General features: G+C 59.9%; 18 protein-coding genes and 1 tRNA gene. 12 read left to right on the top strand and 7 right to left on the bottom strand.

From position 1 onward, the window contains the following. Positions 1-106: 106 nt before the first annotated feature. The 3 genes from dnaG (at position 107) to A11A3_RS07390 (ending at position 4183) form a co-directional block, all read left to right on the top strand. Complete coding sequence (gene dnaG, locus A11A3_RS07400) at positions 107-1990, top strand: DNA primase (RefSeq protein ID WP_008928656.1); 1884 nt, start codon at positions 107-109, stop codon at positions 1988-1990. 149 nt (positions 1991-2139) lie between these two features. Next, positions 2140-4038 (top strand): RNA polymerase sigma factor RpoD, encoded by a 1899-nt coding sequence (gene rpoD / locus A11A3_RS07395; RefSeq protein WP_008928655.1) that lies wholly within the window; start codon positions 2140-2142, stop codon positions 4036-4038. A 68-nt stretch (positions 4039-4106) separates the two neighbouring features. Next, positions 4107-4183 (top strand) — tRNA-Ile (locus A11A3_RS07390). A gap of 367 nt (positions 4184-4550) precedes the next feature. On the opposite strand, the gene A11A3_RS07385 is transcribed toward A11A3_RS07390, so the two are convergent. Next, on the bottom strand, positions 4551-5567 hold the full coding sequence (locus A11A3_RS07385; RefSeq protein WP_008928654.1) for an AraC family transcriptional regulator: 1017 nt from the start codon (positions 5565-5567) through the stop codon (positions 4551-4553). Positions 5568-5731: 164 nt separating this feature from the next. On the opposite strand from A11A3_RS07385, the gene A11A3_RS07380 reads away from it, so the two are divergent. Genes A11A3_RS07380 through fdhD form a run of 3 tightly spaced genes read left to right on the top strand, consistent with a single transcriptional unit; the run spans position 5732 to position 8792 of the window. Beyond that, entirely contained in the window at positions 5732-6745 is a 1014-nt protein-coding gene (locus tag A11A3_RS07380; RefSeq protein ID WP_008928653.1) for a putative solute-binding protein, read from the top strand. A 19-nt stretch (positions 6746-6764) separates the two neighbouring features. Further along, positions 6765-7913, top strand: coding sequence for an alkane 1-monooxygenase (locus A11A3_RS07375; protein WP_008928652.1), 1149 nt, complete (start codon positions 6765-6767; stop codon positions 7911-7913). A gap of 54 nt (positions 7914-7967) precedes the next feature. Further along, positions 7968-8792, top strand: a complete 825-nt coding sequence (gene fdhD / locus A11A3_RS07370) for a formate dehydrogenase accessory sulfurtransferase FdhD (protein WP_008928651.1) — start codon at positions 7968-7970, stop codon at positions 8790-8792. On the opposite strand, the gene A11A3_RS07365 is transcribed toward fdhD, so the two are convergent. The 3 genes from A11A3_RS07365 to A11A3_RS07355 form a co-directional block, all read right to left on the bottom strand. Continuing rightward, positions 8786-9097: a YrhK family protein gene (locus tag A11A3_RS07365; RefSeq protein WP_008928650.1), complete on the bottom strand. Its 312-nt coding sequence runs from the start codon at positions 9095-9097 to the stop codon at positions 8786-8788. The two genes, fdhD and A11A3_RS07365, sit on opposite strands and share 7 nt — an antisense overlap. A 17-nt stretch (positions 9098-9114) precedes the next feature. After that, the gene (locus A11A3_RS07360; protein WP_008928649.1) at positions 9115-11400 is read right to left on the bottom strand and encodes an FdhF/YdeP family oxidoreductase; all 2286 of its coding nucleotides are present in this window, start codon (positions 11398-11400) and stop codon (positions 9115-9117) included. A 199-nt stretch (positions 11401-11599) separates the two neighbouring features. Then, on the bottom strand, positions 11600-12517 hold the full coding sequence (locus tag A11A3_RS07355; RefSeq protein WP_008928648.1) for a DUF808 domain-containing protein: 918 nt from the start codon (positions 12515-12517) through the stop codon (positions 11600-11602). Between the two features lie 135 nt (positions 12518-12652). Between A11A3_RS07355 and A11A3_RS07350 the strand changes: the two genes are divergently transcribed. The 3 genes from A11A3_RS07350 to A11A3_RS07340 all read left to right on the top strand — a co-directional run bounded on the left by A11A3_RS07350 (position 12653) and on the right by A11A3_RS07340 (position 14781). Continuing rightward, positions 12653-13348, top strand: a complete 696-nt coding sequence (locus tag A11A3_RS07350; RefSeq protein WP_008928647.1) for a 4'-phosphopantetheinyl transferase family protein — start codon at positions 12653-12655, stop codon at positions 13346-13348. Between the two features lie 79 nt (positions 13349-13427). Continuing rightward, on the top strand, positions 13428-14039 hold the full coding sequence (locus A11A3_RS07345) for a TetR/AcrR family transcriptional regulator (protein ID WP_008928646.1): 612 nt from the start codon (positions 13428-13430) through the stop codon (positions 14037-14039). Positions 14040-14142: 103 nt separating this feature from the next. Beyond that, a complete protein-coding gene (locus A11A3_RS07340; protein ID WP_008928645.1) occupies positions 14143-14781 on the top strand; it encodes an endonuclease in 639 nt (212 codons plus the stop codon). A gap of 64 nt (positions 14782-14845) precedes the next feature. Here the strand turns inward: A11A3_RS07340 and A11A3_RS07335 are convergent, their stop codons facing one another. The 3 genes from A11A3_RS07335 to A11A3_RS07325 all read right to left on the bottom strand — a co-directional run bounded on the left by A11A3_RS07335 (position 14846) and on the right by A11A3_RS07325 (position 20256). Next, positions 14846-16621 carry an acyl-CoA dehydrogenase C-terminal domain-containing protein gene (locus A11A3_RS07335; protein WP_008928644.1) on the bottom strand — a complete coding sequence of 592 codons (1776 nt, stop codon included), beginning with the start codon at positions 16619-16621 and terminating at the stop codon, positions 14846-14848. A gap of 159 nt (positions 16622-16780) precedes the next feature. Beyond that, positions 16781-18274, bottom strand: coding sequence for a DUF945 family protein (locus tag A11A3_RS07330; protein ID WP_008928643.1), 1494 nt, complete (start codon positions 18272-18274; stop codon positions 16781-16783). Positions 18275-18459: 185 nt separating this feature from the next. Further along, on the bottom strand, positions 18460-20256 hold the full coding sequence (locus tag A11A3_RS07325; RefSeq protein WP_008928642.1) for an acyl-CoA dehydrogenase C-terminal domain-containing protein: 1797 nt from the start codon (positions 20254-20256) through the stop codon (positions 18460-18462). 266 nt (positions 20257-20522) lie between these two features. Between A11A3_RS07325 and A11A3_RS07320 the strand changes: the two genes are divergently transcribed. The 3 genes from A11A3_RS07320 (at position 20523) to A11A3_RS17240 (ending at position 22212) form a co-directional block, all read left to right on the top strand. Further along, positions 20523-20705 carry a Trm112 family protein gene (locus tag A11A3_RS07320; protein WP_008928641.1) on the top strand — a complete coding sequence of 61 codons (183 nt, stop codon included), beginning with the start codon at positions 20523-20525 and terminating at the stop codon, positions 20703-20705. Positions 20706-20723: 18 nt separating this feature from the next. Beyond that, positions 20724-21767, top strand: coding sequence for a phospholipase A (locus A11A3_RS07315; protein WP_008928640.1), 1044 nt, complete (start codon positions 20724-20726; stop codon positions 21765-21767). A gap of 187 nt (positions 21768-21954) precedes the next feature. Continuing rightward, entirely contained in the window at positions 21955-22212 is a 258-nt protein-coding gene (locus A11A3_RS17240; protein WP_157375463.1) for a hypothetical protein, read from the top strand. Positions 22213-22409: the final 197 nt, after the last annotated feature.

Genomic DNA, 22409 nt, shown 5'->3' with positions numbered 1-22409 from the left:
GTTTGGCAGGAAAGGCGCCTCCCGGCGCCTTTTTTGTTGCTCTCGCCAACTATCCCGCCCTGCGCTTTTCTGTTTGAATATCCAGCCATTTGGCAGAATCTGAACCATGGCACGCATCCCGGAAAACTTTATTCAGGATCTGTTGGCCCGCACCGATCTGGTCGAGCTGATCGATGCCCGTGTGCCCCTGAAAAAGACCGGCCGCAACTACAGCGCCTGCTGCCCCTTCCACCAGGAAAAGACCCCGTCGTTCACCGTCGCCCCCGACAAGCAGTTCTATTACTGCTTCGGCTGTGGCGCCTCCGGCAATGCGGTGGGCTTCCTGATGGAATACGAGCACCTGAATTTCCCCGAGGCAGTGAAGCAACTGGCCAGCCGCGCCGGCATGGAAGTGCCGGAAAGCCGCCCGGAAACCGCCGCCGACCGCCAGAAGAAAGACCGCCTGCAGTCGCTCTATGACCTGCTCAGTCGCGCCGAAACATTCTATGCACAGCAACTGCGCCAGGCCCCGGAACGCCAGAAGGCCGTCAGCTACCTGAAAAACCGCGGCCTGAGTGGCGAAATTGCCAAACGCTTTGCGCTGGGCTTTGCCCCGCCCGGCTTCGACAACCTGATCACCGGCCTGTCACTCACCGACGCGGGGCTGGAACAGGCCCTCACCGCCGGCCTGCTGGTAAGGCGTGAAGATACCGGGCGCACCTACGACAAGTTCCGCGATCGCATCATCTTCCCGATCCGCGATACCCGCGGGCGCACCATCGGTTTCGGTGGCCGGGTGCTGGGCGACGGCAAACCCAAATACCTCAACAGCCCGGAGACCCCGGTCTTCCACAAGGGCCAGGAGCTCTACGGCCTGTGGGAATGGCGCCAGAGCCGCGACCGCAGTGACCGCCTCTATGTGGTGGAAGGCTACATGGACGTGATAGCCCTGGCCCAGCACGGCGTGCCCAATGTGGTGGCGACCCTGGGCACCGCCACCACTGAAGACCATGCCCGCAAGCTGTTCCGCCAGGTCAACGAGGTGATTCTCTGCTTTGACGGCGACCAGGCCGGTGTGCGCGCCGCCTGGCGGGCGCTGGAGTCGCTGCTGCCGGCACTGGATGACGGCAAGCAGGTGCGCTTTCTGTTTTTGCCCGATGGCGAAGACCCGGACACCCTGGTGCGCAACCAGGGCCCGGAAGCGCTACGCGCCCTCACCGACAAGGCCGACGCCCTGTCCACCTACCTGTTCCGCCATCTCGCCGAGGGGCTGGACCTGGAGACCGTGGACGGGCGCGCCCGGCTGGCACGCCTTGCCCTGCCCTACCTGGACAAACCCGCCGGGCCGGTCTACCGGGCCCTGCTGGCCGAGGAACTGAGCCGCCTGACCCGGCTGGACAAGGAATCGCTGGCCCAACTGAAACCGGCCAAACCGGCGCCGGCCAGCCCGCCCGCCGCCAGCACCCCGCAGGCACCGCCCCCCTGGGATGAACCGCCTCCGGACGACATGCTGCCGGTGGACTCCTATGACGAACCGGACATGGGCCTGCCGACACCCGCACGCGGTCGGCCCCGCACGGGCAACCGGCGCGGCCCCCAGTCACTGGCCGAACGCCTGATCCTGGTATTGCTGGACTACCCCGACCTGCTTGAGCAGCACCCGCTGCCCGAAGGCCTGGAGCAGCTGGATCTGCCCCATCTGGACCTGCTCATCCAGGTGGCCGACCAGTGCCGGCAGAACCACAGCCCGGCGGCGTTGCTCGGGGCCATCATGGCCCTGGAACAGGGCGAGACCCTGCCGCGCCTGCTCAAGGCCAGCCTCAAGCCGCCCATGGCAGCCAACACCGCCAAACGGCTGTGGCAGGATGCCCTCTCGCAACTGGAAGTGGCTCGCCTGGAAGCGGCCCTGCTGGACGTGGAGCAGGCCGGTATCCCTGACCCGTCGCACTGGCAGGCCCTGCACAAGGCCCTGGCGGAAGCCCGCCAGCACGCGCGCAAGCCATTCGAATAAGCTAAATCATTGATTTCCATGGGCCCGCCAACCCCCTTGCCCGGCGGGCCGCAACATGGCCGAAGACTTGCAATGACTGGCTGTTGCCCCCATCTCCGAGTATAATACGCCGTTTTCCCACGCTACTTTCTACGCTACGGGCTTTTCGCATGACGACTCAGAAGCAGCAGCAACAATCCCAGCTGAAGCAGTTGATCGCACTCGGCAAGGAACAGGGCTACCTGACCTACGCCGAAGTGAACGATCACCTGCCCGAGTCCATTACTGACACGGATCAGGTGGAAGACATCATCCAGATGATCAATGACATGGGCATCACCGTGGTGGAAAAGGCCACCGATGCCGATCAGATCATGATCGATGAAAGTGCTGACAGCACCGATGAAGTCGCCGCCGAAGAAGCTGCTGCGGTACTGGCCTCCGTGGAAAGCGAGCCCGGCCGCACCACCGACCCGGTGCGCATGTACATGCGCGAAATGGGTACCGTGGAGCTGCTCACCCGGGAAGGCGAAATCGAGATCGCCAAGCGCATCGAAGAAGGCACCCGTGAAGTGCTGCACGCCCTGGCGTTCTGGCCCGGCGCCGTGGACATGCTGCTGGACGAATACGCCCGCGTGGAAGCCGAAGAGCGCAAACTCACCGACATCATCGCCGGTTACCTGGACCCCAATGACGATGGCGCCGCCGCGACCAACGCCAACAAGGAGCCGACCTTCGCCGAAAAGGCCAAAAAAGCCGCCGAAGCGAAGGAAAAGGAAGATGACGACGACGAAGACGACGCCGACAACAAGGACGATGACGACGACAGCGATGAGGACGAAGGGGGCCTGGACCCGGTACTGGCCGCCGAGCGCTTCAACCAACTGAAGAAGCTGCACGAGAAAGCCGAACGGGCCCTCAAGCGCAATGGCCGCGACCATGCCAGCACCGCCAAGGCCCAGGAAGCCCTGGCCGAACACTTCACCCTGTTCAAACTGGTGCCGCGCATCTATGACGAAATGCTGGTCGGCGCCCGCAACAACCTGGACATGGTGCGCAAGTTCGAGCGCCAGATCATGTCCGCCGCCATCCGCCGTGGCGGCATGGATCGCAAGGATTTCATCAAGGCCTTCCCCGGCAACGAAACCGACATGGGCTGGGTGGACACCCAACTCAAGACCAAGAAAGGCAAGGCCATCGCCGACCGTCTGGGAGCCGTGAAGGAAGACGTGCAGCGCGCCCAGCGCAAGATCGTCACCATCGAGGAAATCATCGGGCTGCCGGTGGCCGACATCAAGGAAATCAACCGCCGCATCTCCATCGGCGAAGCAAAGGCCCGCCGCGCCAAGAAGGAAATGGTGGAAGCCAACCTGCGTCTGGTGATTTCCATTGCCAAAAAGTACACCAACCGCGGCCTGCAATTCCTGGACCTGATCCAGGAAGGCAACATCGGCCTGATGAAGGCCGTGGACAAGTTCGAATACCGCCGTGGTTACAAGTTCTCCACCTACGCCACCTGGTGGATTCGTCAGGCCATTACCCGCTCCATCGCCGACCAGGCACGCACCATCCGGATTCCGGTGCACATGATAGAGACGATCAACAAGATCAACCGGGTACAGCGCCAGATGCTGCAGGAAATGGGCCGCGAGCCGACTCCGGAAGAACTGGGCGTGCGCCTGGAAATGCCGGAAGACAAGGTTCGCAAGGTGCTCAAGATCGCCAAGGAACCGATCTCCATGGAAACCCCCATCGGTGACGACGAGGATTCCAGCCTGGGCGACTTCATCGAAGACGGCAACATGGAATCACCGGTGGACTCGGCCACCTCTCTGGGCCTGGAAGAAGCCACCCGCGAAGTCCTGGCCAACCTGACCGCGCGCGAAGCCAAGGTGCTGCGCATGCGCTTCGGTATCGACATGAACACCGACCACACCCTTGAAGAAGTGGGCAAACAGTTCGACGTGACCCGTGAGCGTATCCGTCAGATAGAAGCCAAGGCGCTGCGCAAGCTTCGCCACCCGTCCCGCAGCGAACACCTGCGCAGTTTCCTGGACGGCGACCTGTAACACTTGAAAAAACCGGCCGGCCCCCGAATAATCGGCGGCCGGCTTTTTATTGCCACTCCGTTTTATACGGGCCTATAGCTCAGTTGGTCAGAGCAGTCGACTCATAATCGATTGGTCCCAGGTTCAAGTCCTGGTGGGCCCACCACTCCCCTCGGTCGTGCTGGACAATTCGCTCAAGCGAATTCAGGACTGCCGGCCGTCCATCACAGATGCGCGGCGTTACGATCTCGCAAAGTATACTTTGCGTGCCGCAAACGGCACCGATCTCCACCCTGGTGGGCCCACCACTCCCTTCGGTCGTGCTGGACAATTCGCTCAAGCGAATTCAGGACTGCCGGCCGTCCATCACAGATGCGCGGCGTTACGATCTCGCAAAGTATACTTTGCGTGCCGCAAACGGCACCGATCTCCACCCTGAGAAGTCACCACTCTCTATCTTCTCATCCAGGCAGTTCGCTTTAGCCCATTAAAAGCAGCCGGCAATCCTTCCTTCCCAGGTCCGACTCCCGGTTTCAGCGCGTAGCAAGACGGTCCCGATAAAAAGATGGCGTCACCCCCGTCCAGCGACGGAAGGCACGGCGAAAATTGGAAGCATCGTTATAGCCCAGCGCATAGGCCAGCTCCTGGATGGAAACATCGCTGCCTTTCATGTACTCAACGGCCAGTTTATGGCGCACATCATCCAGAATCATCTGAAAGGATGTCTGCTCATCCAGTAACCGGCGATGCAGTGTTCTGGGGGTCATGTTGAGTATGCGCGCGGCCACATTCAGTGTCGGAAAGTGCCCCTGGTTGATCAGCATCAAGCGGCGCACCTTGGCAGATATGGATGAGTCAGCCTGCATATTATGCAGCTCCCGTTCGCACAGCATCTGCGCATGCTCAAAGGCCACCGCATCCGCAGTAACCAGGGGCCTGTCCACCACTGACAATGGTATGGAAAACCCGTTCCAGGACTGCTCAAAACGTACCGGGCAACGGAACAGGGAGTCCGCAAAGGTCTTGTCGAAATGCTCAGTGAAAGCAAAGCTGACAGACGAGGTCTGACAATTGCCCAGGGTCACGAAATCGAGAATATTCTTGAGTGCCATTACCACTGCGCCAATCAGAAACGGCGCCACATCGCCCAGGGGAAAAACCGGCTCAACCTGCACTTCAATATGCCGCTCGGTTTCACGACAACACACCTGCACCAGGTTGATACGTAGCGGGACAAAACGCTCCAGCAAATCGACCACTTGCCTGACCGTGCCACTGTTCATTGCGGCATAACCGACAATGCCGTGGTTATTGATGCGCAACCGCTCGCCCACCATCAAACCCAGCGCCGGCTCCCTGCTGATGGTTTCCGCATCGAGGAACAGATGACGCACCACCGCCCAGGACACCGCCACGTCCTGATCGAGAATATCCCGGCGCAGTCCCTGTTGGGCCAACCACTGCTCTACCGCCACGCCCATTTCCGCCAGCAGATCGGCGACCTGCTTCAGGTAGATGCTGGATAACACCCACTGCTCATCTTTGCCCATCCAAGTTTCCTGCGACACGGTTTTGTCAATAAATGACGGTTGTCTGTCAACTGCCAACCTACCTCGCCCCGGCTCGTCTATCTAGCATCAAAACGTAGCCAAACCGTGAATAACACCAACAACCGGCCAGGCAGAAACCCTGACCAGAATGCGAGGAAATTAGAATGCGATATGCAAAAAAAGTCGCCATGGCGTTACTACTGCTGGCCACTTGCGCCTTCAACAACGCCATGGCCATGGAGCAGCGATCGCTGTGTGTGTTCGACATTATTGGTGCTAACGGCGATTTTTTCGGCATCATGAAAGACATGAAAGCCGCCGCCCTGAACTGGGGCGTGGACCTGCAACTCAAGCCTTACACTGATGAAAAAATTGCCGCTGAAGATCTCAAGGCCCGGCAATGTGACGGCGCACTGCTGACGGGTATCCGCGGGCGCCAGTTTGTCAGTTACACCGGCAGCATGGATTCCATTGGCGCCATTCCCGACTACGATGCCATGCGAATGGTGATCTCCGTGCTGGCCAGCGGCAATCCCAGGGTCAATCAGCATCTGGTTTCCGGCCCCTATGAATTCGCCGGCCTGGTTCCCATGGGGGCCGCCTATCTGTTTGTCAAAGACCACACCATCGATACCGTGGAGGAACTGGCCGGCAAGTCCATTGCCGTCCTGGAATATGACGTGGCCGAAGCCAACATGGCTTCACGGGTAGGCATGTCTCCGGTGATGTCGGATATCACTAATTTCTCCACCCGTTTCAATAATGGCGCCGTGGACACATGCTTTGCGCCCATCTTCGGCTATTCCGCCCTGGAGCTCTACAAAGGCATGCACCCCAATGGCGGCATCATCAATCTTGTACTGGGCCAACTGAGTGCCCAGCTGATCATCCGCAAGGATCAGTTCCCAGCCGATTTTGCCGCCCAGGCAAGGACCTATCTGGCCGGTCAGTTCGACCGGGCCATGCGCATCATCGACAACGCCGATAGTGAAGTGGACTCAAAGTGGTGGATCCAGATTTCCGATGCGGATCGGCTTCGCTATGACGAAATGTTCCGGGATGCACGCATCGACCTGACTCATCAGGGCGTCTACAACAAGGACATGATGACCCTGTTGCGCAAGGTCCGATGCAAGCACGCCCCCTCCCGCGCGGAATGCGTCAACCCAGCTGAATAACGGACCTCAGGAGCAAATGATGTTTCGTCATCTTTCCACCAACACCATGCTCGCGCTCAAGAAATGGGCCTATGTCTTCTGCTGGGCTCTATTACTGCCCATGGTGCCGGTTTCCGCTATGGCAGGGCGCGATAGTGGCTCGCAAAATCTATGGGCCTGGGCCATTCTTGGCATTTTCTTTGTGGCTATTCCGATACTGGATTTTCTGATCGGCAAGGACCCGGTAAATCCGGATGAAAAAGAACAGGTGCCGGGACTGTCCGAAGACAAGAGCTACCGATTGATCCCGCTGGCCATGGCCACGGCCTGGATCGGCCTGCTGTTCTATGCCGGCTACGTCTTTACCCACACACCCTATGCCTGGTACGGCAGCCTGGGCTGGATCATTTCCATCGGTATGCTGGGAGGTGTCATCGCTATCAATCTTGGCCATGAGTTGATTCACAAGGATCCCAAAGTCGAAAACTGGACCGGTGGCCTGCTACTGGCATCCGTGACCTATGCGGGCTTCAAGGTGGAACACATTCGCGGCCATCATATCCATGTGTCTACCCCGGAAGACGCTTCCTCAAGCCAGTACAACCAGGATCTCTATGACTTTCTGCCCAAGGCATTCTGCCGCAATTTCCTAAATGCCTGGAAGCTGGAAGCCGCCTACCTGTCGCGCAAGGGCAAGAAAGCCGTCAGCATCCACAACGAATTGATCTGGTGGTACGGCATCTCGGCCCTGTTCGCACTGACGTTCGGTCTGCTGTGGGGTTGGCAGGGTGTGCTGTTCTTTGTCGGCCAGAGCCTCTTTGCCGCCCTGGCACTGGAGATCGTCAATTACATCGAACACTATGGCCTGCACCGGCGTCAGCTGGACAACGGCCGCTATGAGCGCGTCACCCCGGCCCATAGCTGGAACTCCAACTATCTGCTGACCAACCTGATCCTGTTTCAGCTGCAACGCCACAGTGACCACCACGCCTATGCCAAACGTCGTTACCAGGTACTGCGTCACTACGATGAAAGCCCGCAGCTACCCGCCGGTTACACGGCCATGATGCTACTGGCGATGGTGCCACCGCTATGGAAAAAGGTGATGAACCCCAAGGTGGAGCGTTACTATCAGGGAGAAATGGATCAACTGTTTCGTGATGTTCAGCGGGTCAACAACATTTCCTGATCAACCCGGTCACCGTTGCACTTGATATGGATAACACCCTATCGGAGGGATGATGTGAACACACCCGAGGCAAAGGACAACAGGCTGGATACGGACTCACCGCTGGCATCACCGAATCGTTTTGATTATCGCGAACTCGGTGGCGCAGCCGATGGCCAGGCGGCATTGGCGGACGAGACTGCCCTGGCCATCAGCTACAACGGTATCAGCCAGGCGGTCATGATGATTTCGCCGGGCCATATCGAGGATTTCGTTACCGGCTTCAGCCTCAGCAACCGGATTGTTTCTCGCCCCCAGGACATTTATGACATTCAGTTGCATCGTAGTGGCGAGGCCCACCACGCCCAGGTAGAAATCGCCAGCCGCTCCTTTGCCCTCCTCAAGGAACAGCGCCGGCAACTGGCTGGCACCAGCGGCTGCGGCCTGTGTGGCGTGGAAGCGCTGGAGCAGGCCCTGCCGGATCTTGAGCCACTGGCTCCGGCCCCCTTGCCCGAGGCAGGGCATTTCCAGGAACTGCGACAACGCATTCACGCCAGCCAGCAAGCCGCACAAAAAAGCGGTGCCGTGCATGCGGCCCTGTATCTGGACAGCAATGCGCGGATCCGTTTCTGCCGGGAGGATATTGGCCGACACAATGCCCTGGACAAACTGATTGGCGCCATCAGCCGCGCCAACATCACCCCCCGGGATGGTATGGTGGTCATCACCAGCCGCTGCAGCCTGGAACTGATTCAGAAAGCGGTGCGCTGCCATATCGGCACATTGGCGACACTATCAGCGCCCACGGCCCTGGCGGTCCGCTGGGCAAGGCGCTACGGCCTCAACCTGATCCATGTTACGCAGCACAGCGCGCCACGGCTGTACAGCCCAGCTCAGTAATCGCGCGGACTACTCCAGATGTCCGGGGAGTTCGGGTGAAAGCGTTTCAGGTGCACCCGACGGGACAAGCGAATCACCGGGCGAATCAACATTTCAATGCTGCCAATCAGAAACAGCCAGGTTCCCGCATAAACCAGGGATTCGTAAAACATGAAGACGGTGCCGACCACAAACCAGATACCGATCAGGATGTCATTGAGGATACTGATCACCTCGTAACGTTGCCGGATGACCAGTTCCTCGTGACCAATACGGATCACTTGCGCTGTGACCCCGTTATCCTCTTCCTGTACAACACGCCGCATATGTCCTCCCTGCAAGCTTAGGCGGGCGGCGCCTCACTGACCGACTTGATAATGCGCACCGGCACCGACTTGTAGGATGGCGTGCCGCTTTCCTTATCGTTGTAATCCAGTGGCACCAACCGGTTGGCTTCCGGGTAGTAGGCGGCTACCGTGCCCCTGGCGACGCTGTATTCGATTGCCGTCAGATTGTCATAACGTAACGTTGAACCATCCAGCGCGGTTTCTATATCGACTTTATCGCCGTGAACCAGCCCCCTCTCCGCCATGTCCTCGGCATTCATGAAGAGCACGTCCCGGCGACCGAATACACCGCGATAACGATCATCCATGCCATAAATGGTGGTGTTGTACTGATCATGGCTGCGCACGGTGATCAATCTCAGTATGTCTTCACCGGGTACGTCGCGGTTTTCCTGCAGACCGTCAAAAACGAAAAATTCGGCTTTACCCGACGCGGTATTCCAGACTCGCTCCGTTGCCGGTAACGGCATACGAAAGCCACCCGGCACCCGAATACGCTCGTTATAACGCTCGAAACCGGGAATGGTTTTTTCGATCAGATCACGAATGCCGTCGTAGTCGGCCACCAGTGCCGACCAGTCCACCTTGCTGTCAGGCAAGGTGGACTGCGCCATGCCGGCAACGATGGCCGGCTCGGATTTCAGCCACGACGATGCCGGGGGTAACTTGCCTGCCGACGCGTGAACCATGGACATGGAGTCTTCCACGGTGACCGACTGTGGGCCGCTCTCCTGCATATCCAGTTCGGTACGCCCCAGGCAGGGGAACAGGAAACTGTTCTTCGCCACCAGCAGGTGAGAACGATTGAGCTTGGTGGCCACCTGCACACTCAGGTCCAACTTTTTCATGGCCGGGTAGCTACGCTCGGAATCCGGCATGGCCACGGCGAAATTGCCGCCCAGACACAACAGGGCGCGGGCGGAACCCTCCAGCATGGCCTGCATTGTCTTGACCGCATCATGCCCGTGCTCCGCTGGCGGGGTAAACCCGAAAGTATCCTGCAGGTTTTTCAGAAACGCCGGCGTTGGTTTTTCCGTGATCCCCACGGTGCGGTTGCCCTGTACATTGGAATGCCCACGCAATGGACAGATGCCGGCACCCGGTTTGCCGATATTGCCGCGCAGCAGCAACAAATCGCAGATCAGACGTACGTTGGAGGTGCCCTTGTTATGCTGGGTGATGCCCATGCCGTAACAGATGATGGTGGCCTTTGAGCGGGCATAGGCCGCCGCCACCATTTCCAGGTCCTGACGCTTGAGGCCGCTTTCTCGCTCAATGTCCGGCCACCCGGTGGCATGAATATCCGCGGCCAGCGCATCGTATCCATGGGTATGGTTATCGATGAACTCACGGTCAAGCACACCGCCCCCTTCCGCCTCCAGTTGCAACACCCCTTTCATGATGCCCTTGAGGGCCGCCGCATCACCACCGGCGCGTACCTGAAAATAGGACGACGCAATCGGTGTGGACCGGAAGGTAGCCATCTCGATCATGTTCTGCGGGTCGGCAAAACGCTCCAGGGAACGCTCCTTGAGCGGATTGAATACCATGATCGGCACCTTGCGCCGGGACACTTCATGGAGTGTGCCCATCATGCGCGGGTGATTAGTGCCCGGGTTATGGCCAATGGAAAGCACCAGCTCGCAATGATCAAAATCTTCCAGGGACACGGTACCCTTGCCAATGCCGATGGACCGGGGCAAACCGACACTGGTGGGCTCGTGACACATGTTTGAGCAATCGGGAAAATTATTGGTGCCCAGCTCTCGGGCAAACAACTGGTAAAGGTAAGCCGCTTCGTTGGAAGCTCGTCCGGAGGTATAGAACTCCACCTGGTTCGGCGCCAGCGTGCGCAGGGTTTCACCAATGCGATCGAAAGCATCCTGCCATTCAATCGGCTCGTATTTATCGGTAGCACGATTATACACCATGGGCTGAGTCAGGCGCCCCTGATCTTCCAGATCGTGATCGTGCCATGCCAGTAATTCAGTGACCGTATGCTCGGCAAAGAACGCCGGCGTGACACGTTTTTTGGTGGCTTCCCAGGTTACCGCCTTGGCGCCGTTCTCGCAGAACTGGAACGTGGATTTGTGTTCCTTGTCCGGCCAGGCGCAACCCGGACAATCAAAGCCACCGGGCTGGTTGGTGCGCAACAGGGTGCCAGGCACCTGGGTGGCCTGCATCTGCTCGTGGACGGCTTCTGCCGTTGCTTTCAGTGCGCCCCAACCACCGGCCGGCCCCCCGTATTCCTTGACTCCGGGCACCTTGCGTCGATCAGCCATGATGAGTCCTTGCTGTCATGGGAAAGGGAAGGATGCACGGCAAAAGGGCACATCCCGATAGCGGCACCTAAGGCAGAAACGGTGCGACACCATGCCCACCCTGTCTCAATCACCTATCAACGCCACTCTTAATGAGGTACGCCGCCATTAGATTGATGTCAAGGCGTACAGCCCCATGAACGGCCCGGAAAAAGGCGCGTCAGTGCCCCCGCAAGCGGGATACGCCGGCCACCACCGACAGCACCACCGCGCCGGCCAGCAGCCCACCGATCAGGCTGGTGAGTGCCGGCACCGCAACACCCACCGGGCCGCTCAGGGTCTGCCAGTGATGGATCACGTCGTGGGAGCCGGGAATGCCGTGAATCAGGATACCGCCGCCAACCAGGAACATGGCCGCCGTCCCCACTACTGACAGGGTCTTCATCAGCCAGGGAGCAAACCGCAGAATGCCGCGCCCCAGGGTGCGCCGCCAACCCGGATCATCCCGCTGCACGGATTCGCGCAGCAGATAAAGGCCGGCATCATCCAGTTTGACGATACCCGCCACCAGCGCATACACGCCGAGGGTAATCAGCACGGCCACCAGTGACAGCACCCCGACCTGCACACTGAAGGCCGCCTCTTTCACGGTACCCAGGGCAATCACGATGATTTCTGCCGAGAGGATAAAATCGGTGCGGATGGCGCCCTTGATCTTGCGTTTTTCCAGCGCCACCAGATCCCCGCCTTCACCACGGATGGCCTTGAGCGCTTCACGATGGTTTTCCTGTTCTGCCTCATCGTGAAAGAACTTGTGCACCACTTTTTCAAAGCCTTCGTAACAGAGGTAGGCGCCGCCCAGCATCAGCAGCGGTGTAATCAGCATGGGGATAAAGGCGCTGATCAACAGTGCCGCCGGCACCAGAATCACCTTGTTGCGCAGCGAGCCCTTGGCCACCGCCCACACCACCGGCAACTCGCGATCGGCACGGACACCGGTAACCTGCTCGGCATTGAGGGCCAGGTCATCGCCCAAGACACCGGTGGTTTTCTTGGCGGCCACCTTGGACATCACCGAGATGTCATCCAGAATGGTGGAAATGTCGTCGATCAGTGCCAGTAAGCTGGTGCCTGCCATGATGTCTCCCTTTGATGAGCCTGTGCGAACCGAACGGCGGGTTGAGTGTAACCGCCCCTCGCGGACAACGCACTTTCACCGCCGCGTCACGACTCTGCTATAGTCTCGCTTATAACGAGCTTGCCCACAGAGATCATGCCCGACGCCCAACGCCCTGCCAGCCTGTCTAACCTCCATCGCGAAGAAATGGCACAGGGTCTGCTACGCATCAGTTGCCGCTATCAACCGGAAAGGTTGCTGGACGACAGTTTTACCCGCGCCGGCATTACCCTGCCCGCGTCACTGGCCGGCGCCGTCGCCAAGCGTCGCTGTGAATATCTGGCCGGTCGCTGGTGCGCCCGCGAAGGCCTGCGCAGCCTGGGAGTGGATGCCGTTCCGGAAATGAGTCGCAGCCGCGCCCCGGTCTGGCCGGAAGGTACACTGGGCAGCATCACCCACAGCCATGGCATTGCCGAGGTCATGGTCGCAGACAACCGGTATTGGCATGCCGTGGGCCTGGACACCGAACAATGGCTGAGTGTGGAGCGGGCCAACCGCCTGCGCCGGGAGTTACTCACCCCGGCGGAGCTGGAGCAGCTGGCCGGCCTGACGCCAATACAACGAGCCAATCGCATCACGCTGATTTTTTCCGCCAAGGAGAGCCTGTTCAAGGCGCTCTACCCGCTCACCGGCAAGCGCTTCTATTTCCAGGATGCCGAGCGCCGGGACGCCCGCAGCCTGACGCTGCTGAAAACCCTGTCTGCGGACTGGAAAAAAGGCATGACTCTGCCCTTCCGCTGGCGTGAGCGCCAGCAGGGCGTACTCAGCTGGATCGCCCTGCCACACCCCTGATACACGCAATCGCCCGGATGTATCATTGCGACCCGCCGCCGGGGGTCCTACCATCTGATGACCGCCACAGGATGCCCCCATGACCCAACCGCTGACCGAGCGCGGTCGCAAGCGCTATCAGGCCCTGCTTGATGCAGCCAAGGAGATTTTTCTGGAGCAGGGCTATGCCCGCACTACCCTGGACATGATCATTGCCCGGGCCGGCGGCTCTCGGCGCAGCCTTTACGAATATTTCGGCGACAAGGCCGGTTTGTTCAGTGCGGTGATTACCGCCCACTCGCGCAACATGGTGACGCAGATACAGGCGCTGGACGTGGAACAGCTGGACGCCCGGGAGGGGCTGACGCTGCTGGGGCGCACCTTTGTGGATTCCCTGATCTCACCGGTGAACCTGGGACTGTATCGGCTACTGATTGCCGAAGGGCTGACCTTTCCCGGTCTGGGCGAGGCCATCTACCGCAACGGCCCGCAATTGCTGGTGGAACAGCTGGATGACTTTCTGTTGTCGTTGAAAGCGGCGGGCAAGCTGCCCCACCGGGCCATCACGCCTTACACCGCCCGGCAGTTTCTGGGCATGGTCAAAGGCGACTTTCACATCTGTGCCCTGCTCACGCCGGAGCAAATGCCCGGCCCACAAGCCATCGACGAACACATCACCGCCTGCGTGGATTTTTTCCTGAACGACCGCTAGGAGAAAAATTGGCGCCACCTGTCGGATAGGGTTACATTGTGTAACCCCGTCACTGCATTAAATAGTCCAACCAAGCACAGAAAAGTGTGACAGGAATCACATTATGCATAAAGTTTCACTTGCCTTCCTGGTGCTGGGCATGATCAGCCAGGCAGTGCAGGCGGACGACATGGATGAGCGGTTTATTCAGCAAGTGTACGCCCAGGGGGGACGTACATTGTATTGTCAGGAAGACTTTCAAGCCGGTGACCGCATCGCCGTTGAGCACGTTTACACCGAACGCAACCTGCGTAACCACCTCAACTGTTCCAGCGCCAGAAGCTGTGAGCAAAATGCCGACTATGTGAAAATGCGGGCGGACATGCACAACATGTTTCCGGTCACCCGCCACGCGGAACTGGATCGGCGCCGTACCCTGTTCGGCGAATTGCCGGATAGCGAAAACTCGGACGCCGACTGCGGCTACAAGCTGTCATTCCAGAGCTTCGAGCCACCGGACCACGCCAAGGGCAATGTGGCCCGCGCCATGCTGTATATGTACGACCACTACGACCTGCCGCTGATCGGCACCCTGCAAATGTATCAGCAGTGGAACCGGCTGGACCCGGTGGATGATGCCGAGCGCCAGCGCAACGCCCGTATCAAAACCATCCAGGGCAACAGCAACCCCTTCATCGACGACCCGAAAAAGGCCGACACCCTGAAAAGCCGCTCGCCGGTAAGCCTGCAATTCCCCGGCTGACAACACCACGAACCAGACACAAAAAAGCCCGGCGGTGCCGGGCTTTTTTGTGTCTCGGTCAGTCTCAGAACAGGTCGCCGTCCAGGCTCATCATGGTGTCGGCACCACTGCTGAGCTGCGCGAACAGGGACTGGGCCCGGGGCAGTACACGCTGGAAGTAATAACGACCGGTAGTACGCTTGGCCTTGGCAAAGTCATCATCACGACCGTCGGTGGCTGCCAGCATCTGTGCCCACAACCAAGCGTAGATCACGTAGCCGAAGATGTCCAGGTATTCCACCGCGGCGGCGCTGATGGCATCCGGGTTAGCACCGGCCTGGGCCAGCAGTTCGTCGGTGGCATCCTTGAGCAGGCACAGCGCGGCGTCCAGCGCTTCGCTCACGTCGGCGAGCTGGGCATTGCCGGCATTGGCATCCAGCCAGGCGCGGGCATCGGCCAGGAAGGCATCCACGGACTTGCCACCATTACGAGCCACTTTACGACCGGCCAGGTCCAGGGCCTGGATACCGTTGGTGCCTTCGTAGATCTGTGAGATGCGGCAGTCACGCACGAACTGCTCCATGCCCCACTCACGGATGTAGCCGTGGCCACCGAACACCTGCTGGCCGGTAATGGTGGTGTCCAGACCGCGGTCGGTGAAGAACGCCTTGGCCACCGGGGTGAGCAGCGCCACCCGGTCTTCGGCTTTCTTCTTGGCATCCGCGTCTTCGCTGAACTTGGCGGTGTCCAGCTGCATGCCCACGTAGGCGGCCAGGGCGCGGCCCCCTTCGTTGATGGCGCGCATGTTCATCAGCATGCGGCGCACGTCACCGTGCACGATGATCGGATCGGCCGGGCCTTCCGGGTTCTTGGCACCGGTGGCGCTGCGACCCTGCAGACGCTCGCGGGCGTATTCCACGGCGCTCTGGTAGCTCACTTCACCCAGCCCCAGGCCCTGCAGGCCGATGGACAGGCGCTCGTAGTTCATCATGGTGAACATGCAGGCCAGACCCTGGTTGGGCTCGCCGATGATCCAGCCCTTGGCGCCGTCGAAGTTCATCACGCAGGTGGCGGAGCCCTTGATGCCCATCTTGTGCTCGATGGAGCCACAGGTGGCGCCGTTGCGCTCGCCCGGGTTGTTGTCCGCGTCGGGCAGGAACTTGGGCACCAGGAACAGGGAGATGCCCTTGGAGCCGGCCGGCGCGTCCGGCAGTTTGGCCAGCACCAGATGGATATGGTTACCGGTCATGTCGTGCTCGCCACCGGTGATGAAGATCTTGGTACCGGTGATGCTATAGGAGCCGTCGCCATTGGGCTCGGCCTTGGTGCGGCCAATGCCCAGGTCAGTGCCGGAGTGCGGCTCGGTCAGGCACATGGTGCCGCTCCACTCACCGCTGTAGAGCTTGGGCAGGTACTGGGCCTTGAGCTCCTCAGAGGCGTGGGCATCGATGGCCAGGCAGGCGCCGCTGGTCAGGGCCGGGTACAGGGCAAAGGACGAACAGGCGCTGTGCATCATTTCCTCGAACAGCACCGCCAGGGACTTGGGCATGCCCTGGCCGCCGAAGTCCGGATTCCCGGAGAACGCACTCCAGCCGTTTTCGGCGAAGGTCTTGAAGGCATCCTTGAAGCCGTCGGGGGTGGTCACCTCGCCGTCGTTCCAGCTGCAGCCCTGCTCGTCACCGTTACGGTTGAGCGGAAACAGCAGGCCTTCGGTCATCTTGCCCGCTTCTTCCAGAATGGCGTCGGACAGGTCCTGGGTCACCTCGGCGGTGGCGGGCATGGAGGCCCACAGTTGATCCGCTTTGAACACATCGTTGAGAACAAAACGCATGTCCTCGAGGGGCGCTTTATAGGTCGCCATTTGCACATCTCCCGAAATTTGGCAGGGGCCGAATTTTAGGCAGTCAGGGCCCGAGGTTACAGGCTTATTTGTGACCCGCCATTCATGCCCGACACGGTGATCCCGGCACCGGCCCACAAAAAACCCGCCTTGCGGCGGGTTCCTTGTACAGCATCCGGGTCACATGCCCTGTAACTGCGCCAGCGGATCAACCTCCGCCCCCGGTGCCGGCTGGGGCGGGGTGGGCGCCAACGAACGCAGCCGCTGTTCCAGCTCGTCCTGGGTGACCGGCTGGCCATTGAGCAGCAAAGCGCCGTCGCGGGTGATAACGGAGGCGCTCCAGCCCTGCTCGGCACGCACCACCAGGCCCTGGTCCTGCAGCTCGCTGACCTTGTCGGCAAACATGGGCGGAATCAGGCCATTATTCACATCCAGGCGCACGTCCAGGTCGAGCATTTTCCTCAACGCATCCGCCGGCAGGCCCTTCAGCTGGTCAAACGGCAGGTTCTTGCCGTCCATGCCCAGGTAGCGGGCCTTGCTGTCCAGGCTCAACTGACGCTGATCCTTGTTATCCACCAGCAGTTGCACGGCCATCCGGCTGTTACCCGGTCGCAGCAGTTTTTCGCTGGCCACCTGGGTGAGCTCTTCCATTAGCGAGCGCATCTTCTTCATTTGCGCCTCGAAATCACCACCAGCCTGGCTGTCCTGGTCCAGCATGCCCATCATCATGTTGCTCTGCAGGCGGTCCAGATCCTTCTTGAGCTGGTTCACACGGATCAGTGCCTGCTTGTCCAGGCCGTCATAGCTGACGCCCAGGTAGGCGCTGTCCATGGGCAACGGCACAATGGGGCCTGACACCTTGTCCAGCCACAGGCCGCTCTTGCCGCTCAGGGTATTGCCCTGATCCTGGCTGGTGCCCTGCAGAGTGGCATCCAGGGTCAGCACGGGCTGGTCGCCCTGGATGAATTGCAGGCCCTTGGCGGTCAGGTTCATGGCGGTGAGCGGCAGGTCATCGCCGAGCATGGCAAGCACGTCCACCGAGCCGGTGAGTGACGGAATCGCCACGCCGCCGGCCAGGGAATTGACCTTGAGGCCCTTGACGGTGATGAAGCCGTTGACCGGATAACCGTCCACGGACGGACGAAACACATCCACATCGAACTGCTGCAGGGCCACCTGGCCCATGGGCGAATCCATATTCGCCGGCGATACCGTCAGGTGGTAGGCCATGCCACCATCAAAGGCATAACGGCTGGTACCCACCAGCGGCGGCTTGCCCTTGAAGAGTTCCTTGACCATGGCCTTGCCATGCTTGGGCAGTTCACTCAGGTCCAGCACTTCGCGACTGGCCGCCAGGCCGAAATAGGGGCCGTCTTCGGTCCAGGCCAGCGGCCCGTGGTGAATGGTGCTGATAGTACACAGCTTGCCGGACATGGCGCCCAGGTTCTTGGTGGCCGCCAGCTGGCCCTGTACGATCACGCAGACCAGCGCACGGGAGCTGAACAAGCCCCGGTCGTAATCCAGCACATCCAGCATCAGGTCCTTGCGGCCCGGGATGAGTTCCCGCTTGGCCACATCTTCACGGACCACGCTTTCCATACGCATGCCGACATAGTAGGTGGCCCCCAGCCACGCTACCGCCAGCACCACAACCAGTGCGAGCAGTTTCTTCATGGGTATCCCCTTCCCCTTTTATGTACCCGTTTTTGTCATTACGGGCTCGACTATAGCCGAAATAGACAATGGATGGTGTCAGCCATTGCCGACAATTTATGGATTCGGATCATTTTTTCGGGCCCATCCCGGGGCAAAAAAAAGCCCGCCATGAAGGCGGGCCCTTTTCATGCCGACTGGCAGGATCAGAACGCGAAATGCTCGGCGTCCAGTTCCATCATGCAGTCCAGGCCGCCTTCGATGGCGCCCTTGTGACCGGCCACGCGCGGCAGGATGCGCTTGAAGTAGAACTTCGCGGTGCTGATCTTGGCCTTGTAGAAGTCCTCGTCACCGGCACCGGCTTCCAGTTGGGCGTGCGCCACGGAAGCCATGCGCGCCCACAGGTAAGCCAGGGTCACGTAACCGGAGTACATCAGGAAATCCACCGACGCGGCACCCACGTAATCCGGGTTCTGCATGGCTTGCATGCCGATGGCCTGGGTCAGTTCACCCCACTGCTTGTTGTAACCGGCCAGCGGTTCCAGCAGCTCTTTCAGGTCGGCATTGTCGGCGTTGGCTTCGCAGAACTTGTGGATGATCTTGGTGAAGTTACGCAGGGACTGGCCCTGAGTCATCATCACTTTACGACCCAGCAGGTCCAGCGCCTGGATGCCAGTGGTGCCTTCGTAGAGGGTGGAGATGCGTGCATCACGCACATTCTGCTCCATGCCCCACTCACGGATGAAGCCGTGGCCACCGTAGATCTGAACGCCATGGTTGGCCGCTTCCAGACCGGCTTCGGTAACGAAGGCCTTGGCGATCGGGGTCAGCAGGGCCATCAACTCGTCAGCTTCCTTGCGGGCCGCCTCGTCTTTTTCCAGCTTGACCTTGTCACCCAGCTGGGCACACAGGTAAACCAGCGCACGGCCGCCTTCGGCGAAGGCCTTGGAGGTCAGCAGCATGCGACGCACGTCCGGATGAACGATGATCGGATCCGCCGGGCCGTCCGGGTTTTTCGGGCCGGACAGGCTGCGCATGGCCAGACGCTCTTTGGCGTAGGTCAGGCCACCCTGGAAACCCAGCTCCGCGTGGGCCACGCCCTGGATGGCGGTACCCAGACGGGCGAAGTTCATGAAGGTGAACATGCAATTCAGGCCCTTGTTCTCCGGCCCGATCAAAAAGCCCTTGGCGCCGTCGAAGTTCATTACGCAGGTGGCGGAAGCCTTGATACCCATCTTGTGCTCGATGGAGCCACAGGTCACGGCATTGCGCTCGCCCACACCGCCATTACCGTCGGTCATGAACTTGGGCACGATGAACAGGGAGATCCCCTTGGTGCCTTTCGGTGCGTCGGGCAGACGGGCCAGCACGATGTGGACGATGTTCTCGGCCATGTCATGCTCACCGGCGGAGATGAAGATCTTGGTGCCGGTAATGTTGAAGGAGCCGTCCGCGTTGGGCTCGGCCTTGGTCTTGAGGATACCCAGGTCGGAACCACAGTGCGGCTCGGTCAGGCACATGGTGCCGGTCCATTCACCGCTGGTCAGCTTGGGCAGGTAGGCCTGCTTCTGCTCGTCGGTGCCGTGCTCTTCGATGGTGGCCACAGCACCGTGGGACAGGCCCGGGTACATGCTCCAGGACCAGTTGGCGGTACCGGTCATTTCGCTGATGGCGATACCGGCGGAACCGGGCAGGCCCTGGCCGCCGAATTCCGGGTCGCCGCCCATGGCCGGCCAGCCGCCTTCCACGTATTTGGCGTAGGCTTCCTTGAAGCCTTTCGGCGTGGTCACCACACCGTTGTCGAAACCACAGCCTTCCTCATCACCGGAACGGTTCAGGGGAGCCAGCTCGTTCTCGGCGAACTTGGCGCCCTCTTCCAGGAAGGCATTCAGCAGTTCACTGTTAACCTCTTCCAGACCCAGACTGGCGTAGTGGCTATCCAGGTCCAGCACTTCATTCAGCACAAAGCGCATATCGCGCAGGGGAGCCTTGTAATCCGGCATCTCAAATCTCCCTAGATTATCGGTGACAATGAGGCGGGCCGTGGCTCGCCACTGTATTTGGGACGCTAATCTTAGGTCAGGGCTCCAGCCCGTCTCCAGCCCTATTTGTGACCCGCAAGTCAAACAAGCGTTTGAAACCGCCGTTTGCCACCCGGACACCTTGTATACCGGCAAAAACGGTAAAAAGTCGTCAGCCCGACGCCCCCGCCGGTGCAAGCCGGAGCGCTTTCGGTATACTCGGGCCAAACCGGTTAAGGAATGGTGAAATGATCGACCCCAATCTGCTGGATATTCTGGTCTGCCCGGTCAGCAAGGCGCCGCTGATTTATGATGAAAAAGCCGGCGAACTCAAGTGCAAGGCCAGCGGCCTGGCCTATCCGGTGCGCGATGGCATTCCTGTCATGCTGGAAGAACAGGCTCGCACCATGACCGATGAGGAATGCCAGTAACCCGCAAAAGGATCTTTCATGCGCCATCTGCTGCTCCTGGTGCTGCTGGCAAGCAGCCCGCTGTTCGCTGCCACCGACAACAACACCCAGGGCAAGAACCCGGTACCGGACGAACCTCCTTCCGACATGACGCCTTCGCAGCAGCTCAATGATTGCCTGCTGCGCTCCGCCCAGACCGCCGACGACGCCGTGACCCTGGAGGAAATTCGCCAGTGGTGCACCGACGGCAATGGCCAGAAACAAAAGCTCAGCGCCCAGGAAGACGCCCTGCGCGCCCGGCTGTCGCTGGAGAACAACACCCGCGGCAACCCGTTCGTGATCACCCCGCACCGGCGCAACTACCTGCTGCCCTACAGTTACTGGTCCAACCGCAAGTGGCATGACCCGACCAAGAACGACAGCGACCTGCAACCCACGGAAGTGAAGTTCCAGCTGTCTCTGAAAGCCCCGATCAAGGAAAACCTGGTCGACGACATTACCCTGTGGATGGCCTTCACCGGCACCTTTTACTGGCAGGCCTACAACCATCAATTGTCCGCCCCGTTTCGCGAAGTGAACTACGAACCGGAAATCTTTGCCTCCAAACCCGTGGACTGGCAATTCGGCCCGATTGATTCGGAGCTGATCATGGTCGGCTTCGATCACCAGTCCAACGGCCAGGATGTGCCGGTATCGCGCAGCTGGAACCGTCTTTACGTGGATTACATCTTCAAGACCGGCGCCTATTACTGGTCGGTGCGGCCCTGGTATCGGATTCCGGAAAAGGAAAAGGACGACCCGCAGGACACCCGTGGCGATGACAACCCGGACATCGAGAAATACATGGGCAACTTCCAGCTGGAAGTGAGCCGACCGTTCGGTAATCACGTGGTGGAGCTGATGCTGCGCAACAACCTGCGCTCGGACAACAAGGGCGCCGCCCGCATCAACTATTCTTTCCCGCTCAGCAAACGCTTCAAGGGGCTGGTGCAATTGTTCAGTGGCTACGGCGACTCCCTGATCAACTACAATAACTACGAAAACCGGTTCAGCTTCGGCATCCTGCTGACCGACTCCCTGTAGGAGCCCCACTGGCGGCGCGATGGACAAAGCGTAATCTCACCCAGAGAGTACACAGAGGTGACTGCGGAAAACCGGTAGTTTGCTCAGTGTGCTCTGCGCCCTCTGTGGTGAAAATCGCTTTGATGCAGGCAGCGGTGCACCGAACAAAACCGACACCGAAAAAACAACGACACAGACCGGACAGTTCATGGATGACTTTCTTGAAGCCATTATCAGAGGCTTTGGCCGTGCCCTGGGTTACCTGCTACTGAATCTGCTTTTTGAGTGTGTTTTCTACTATCTGGGCTGGCCGGTGGTCAAAGTCCTGACTCTGGGACGCTATCCATCAGCCAGCCATCAGCAGGGCTGGAAGACAGGCAACCACCAGGGCATGTGGGTCAGCGGCGTGGGCCTGCTGGTATTCGTGCTGGCCGGCATGCTGGCCTTTCACCTTGCCGGTTTTTAAGGAACCTCTGAAAAACCCCTTACATACTCAGCGTGGCCTGAAGCGTGCAGCTGTTGTGTCTTGTCACGACGGACAGGGTGGTTCCCTTTGCTAGGGGCAAGGCGCAGCAGATGCGCGCTTCAGGGCGCGCCCTTTGGGGCTTACAGGCTGGCCCACACTCGTTCGGTGGATCGACATACACCTTCAAAAGGGCGCCC

It is taken from the genome of Alcanivorax hongdengensis A-11-3 (assembly GCF_000300995.1).
Taxonomy (GTDB): domain Bacteria; phylum Pseudomonadota; class Gammaproteobacteria; order Pseudomonadales; family Alcanivoracaceae; genus Alcanivorax; species Alcanivorax hongdengensis.
This window is presented reverse-complemented; position numbering and strand designations above follow the sequence as displayed.

Bases quoted from the DNA above. Each gene is read 5' to 3' on its own strand.
- dnaG (WP_008928656.1), top strand. From the start codon at position 107: ATGGCACGCATCCCGGAAAACTTTATTCAGGATCTGTTGGCCCGCACC.
- rpoD (WP_008928655.1), top strand. From the start codon at position 2,140: ATGACGACTCAGAAGCAGCAGCAACAATCCCAGCTGAAGCAGTTGATC.
- A11A3_RS07385 (WP_008928654.1), bottom strand. From the start codon at position 5,567: ATGGGCAAAGATGAGCAGTGGGTGTTATCCAGCATCTACCTGAAGCAG.
- A11A3_RS07380 (WP_008928653.1), top strand. From the start codon at position 5,732: ATGCGATATGCAAAAAAAGTCGCCATGGCGTTACTACTGCTGGCCACT.
- A11A3_RS07375 (WP_008928652.1), top strand. From the start codon at position 6,765: ATGTTTCGTCATCTTTCCACCAACACCATGCTCGCGCTCAAGAAATGG.
- A11A3_RS07365 (WP_008928650.1), bottom strand. From the start codon at position 9,097: ATGCGGCGTGTTGTACAGGAAGAGGATAACGGGGTCACAGCGCAAGTG.
- A11A3_RS07360 (WP_008928649.1), bottom strand. From the start codon at position 11,400: ATGGCTGATCGACGCAAGGTGCCCGGAGTCAAGGAATACGGGGGGCCG.
- A11A3_RS07355 (WP_008928648.1), bottom strand. From the start codon at position 12,517: ATGGCAGGCACCAGCTTACTGGCACTGATCGACGACATTTCCACCATT.
- A11A3_RS07350 (WP_008928647.1), top strand. From the start codon at position 12,653: ATGCCCGACGCCCAACGCCCTGCCAGCCTGTCTAACCTCCATCGCGAA.
- A11A3_RS07345 (WP_008928646.1), top strand. From the start codon at position 13,428: ATGACCCAACCGCTGACCGAGCGCGGTCGCAAGCGCTATCAGGCCCTG.
- A11A3_RS07340 (WP_008928645.1), top strand. From the start codon at position 14,143: ATGCATAAAGTTTCACTTGCCTTCCTGGTGCTGGGCATGATCAGCCAG.
- A11A3_RS07335 (WP_008928644.1), bottom strand. From the start codon at position 16,621: ATGGCGACCTATAAAGCGCCCCTCGAGGACATGCGTTTTGTTCTCAAC.
- A11A3_RS07330 (WP_008928643.1), bottom strand. From the start codon at position 18,274: ATGAAGAAACTGCTCGCACTGGTTGTGGTGCTGGCGGTAGCGTGGCTG.
- A11A3_RS07325 (WP_008928642.1), bottom strand. From the start codon at position 20,256: ATGCCGGATTACAAGGCTCCCCTGCGCGATATGCGCTTTGTGCTGAAT.
- A11A3_RS07320 (WP_008928641.1), top strand. From the start codon at position 20,523: ATGATCGACCCCAATCTGCTGGATATTCTGGTCTGCCCGGTCAGCAAG.
- A11A3_RS07315 (WP_008928640.1), top strand. From the start codon at position 20,724: ATGCGCCATCTGCTGCTCCTGGTGCTGCTGGCAAGCAGCCCGCTGTTC.
- A11A3_RS17240 (WP_157375463.1), top strand. From the start codon at position 21,955: ATGGATGACTTTCTTGAAGCCATTATCAGAGGCTTTGGCCGTGCCCTG.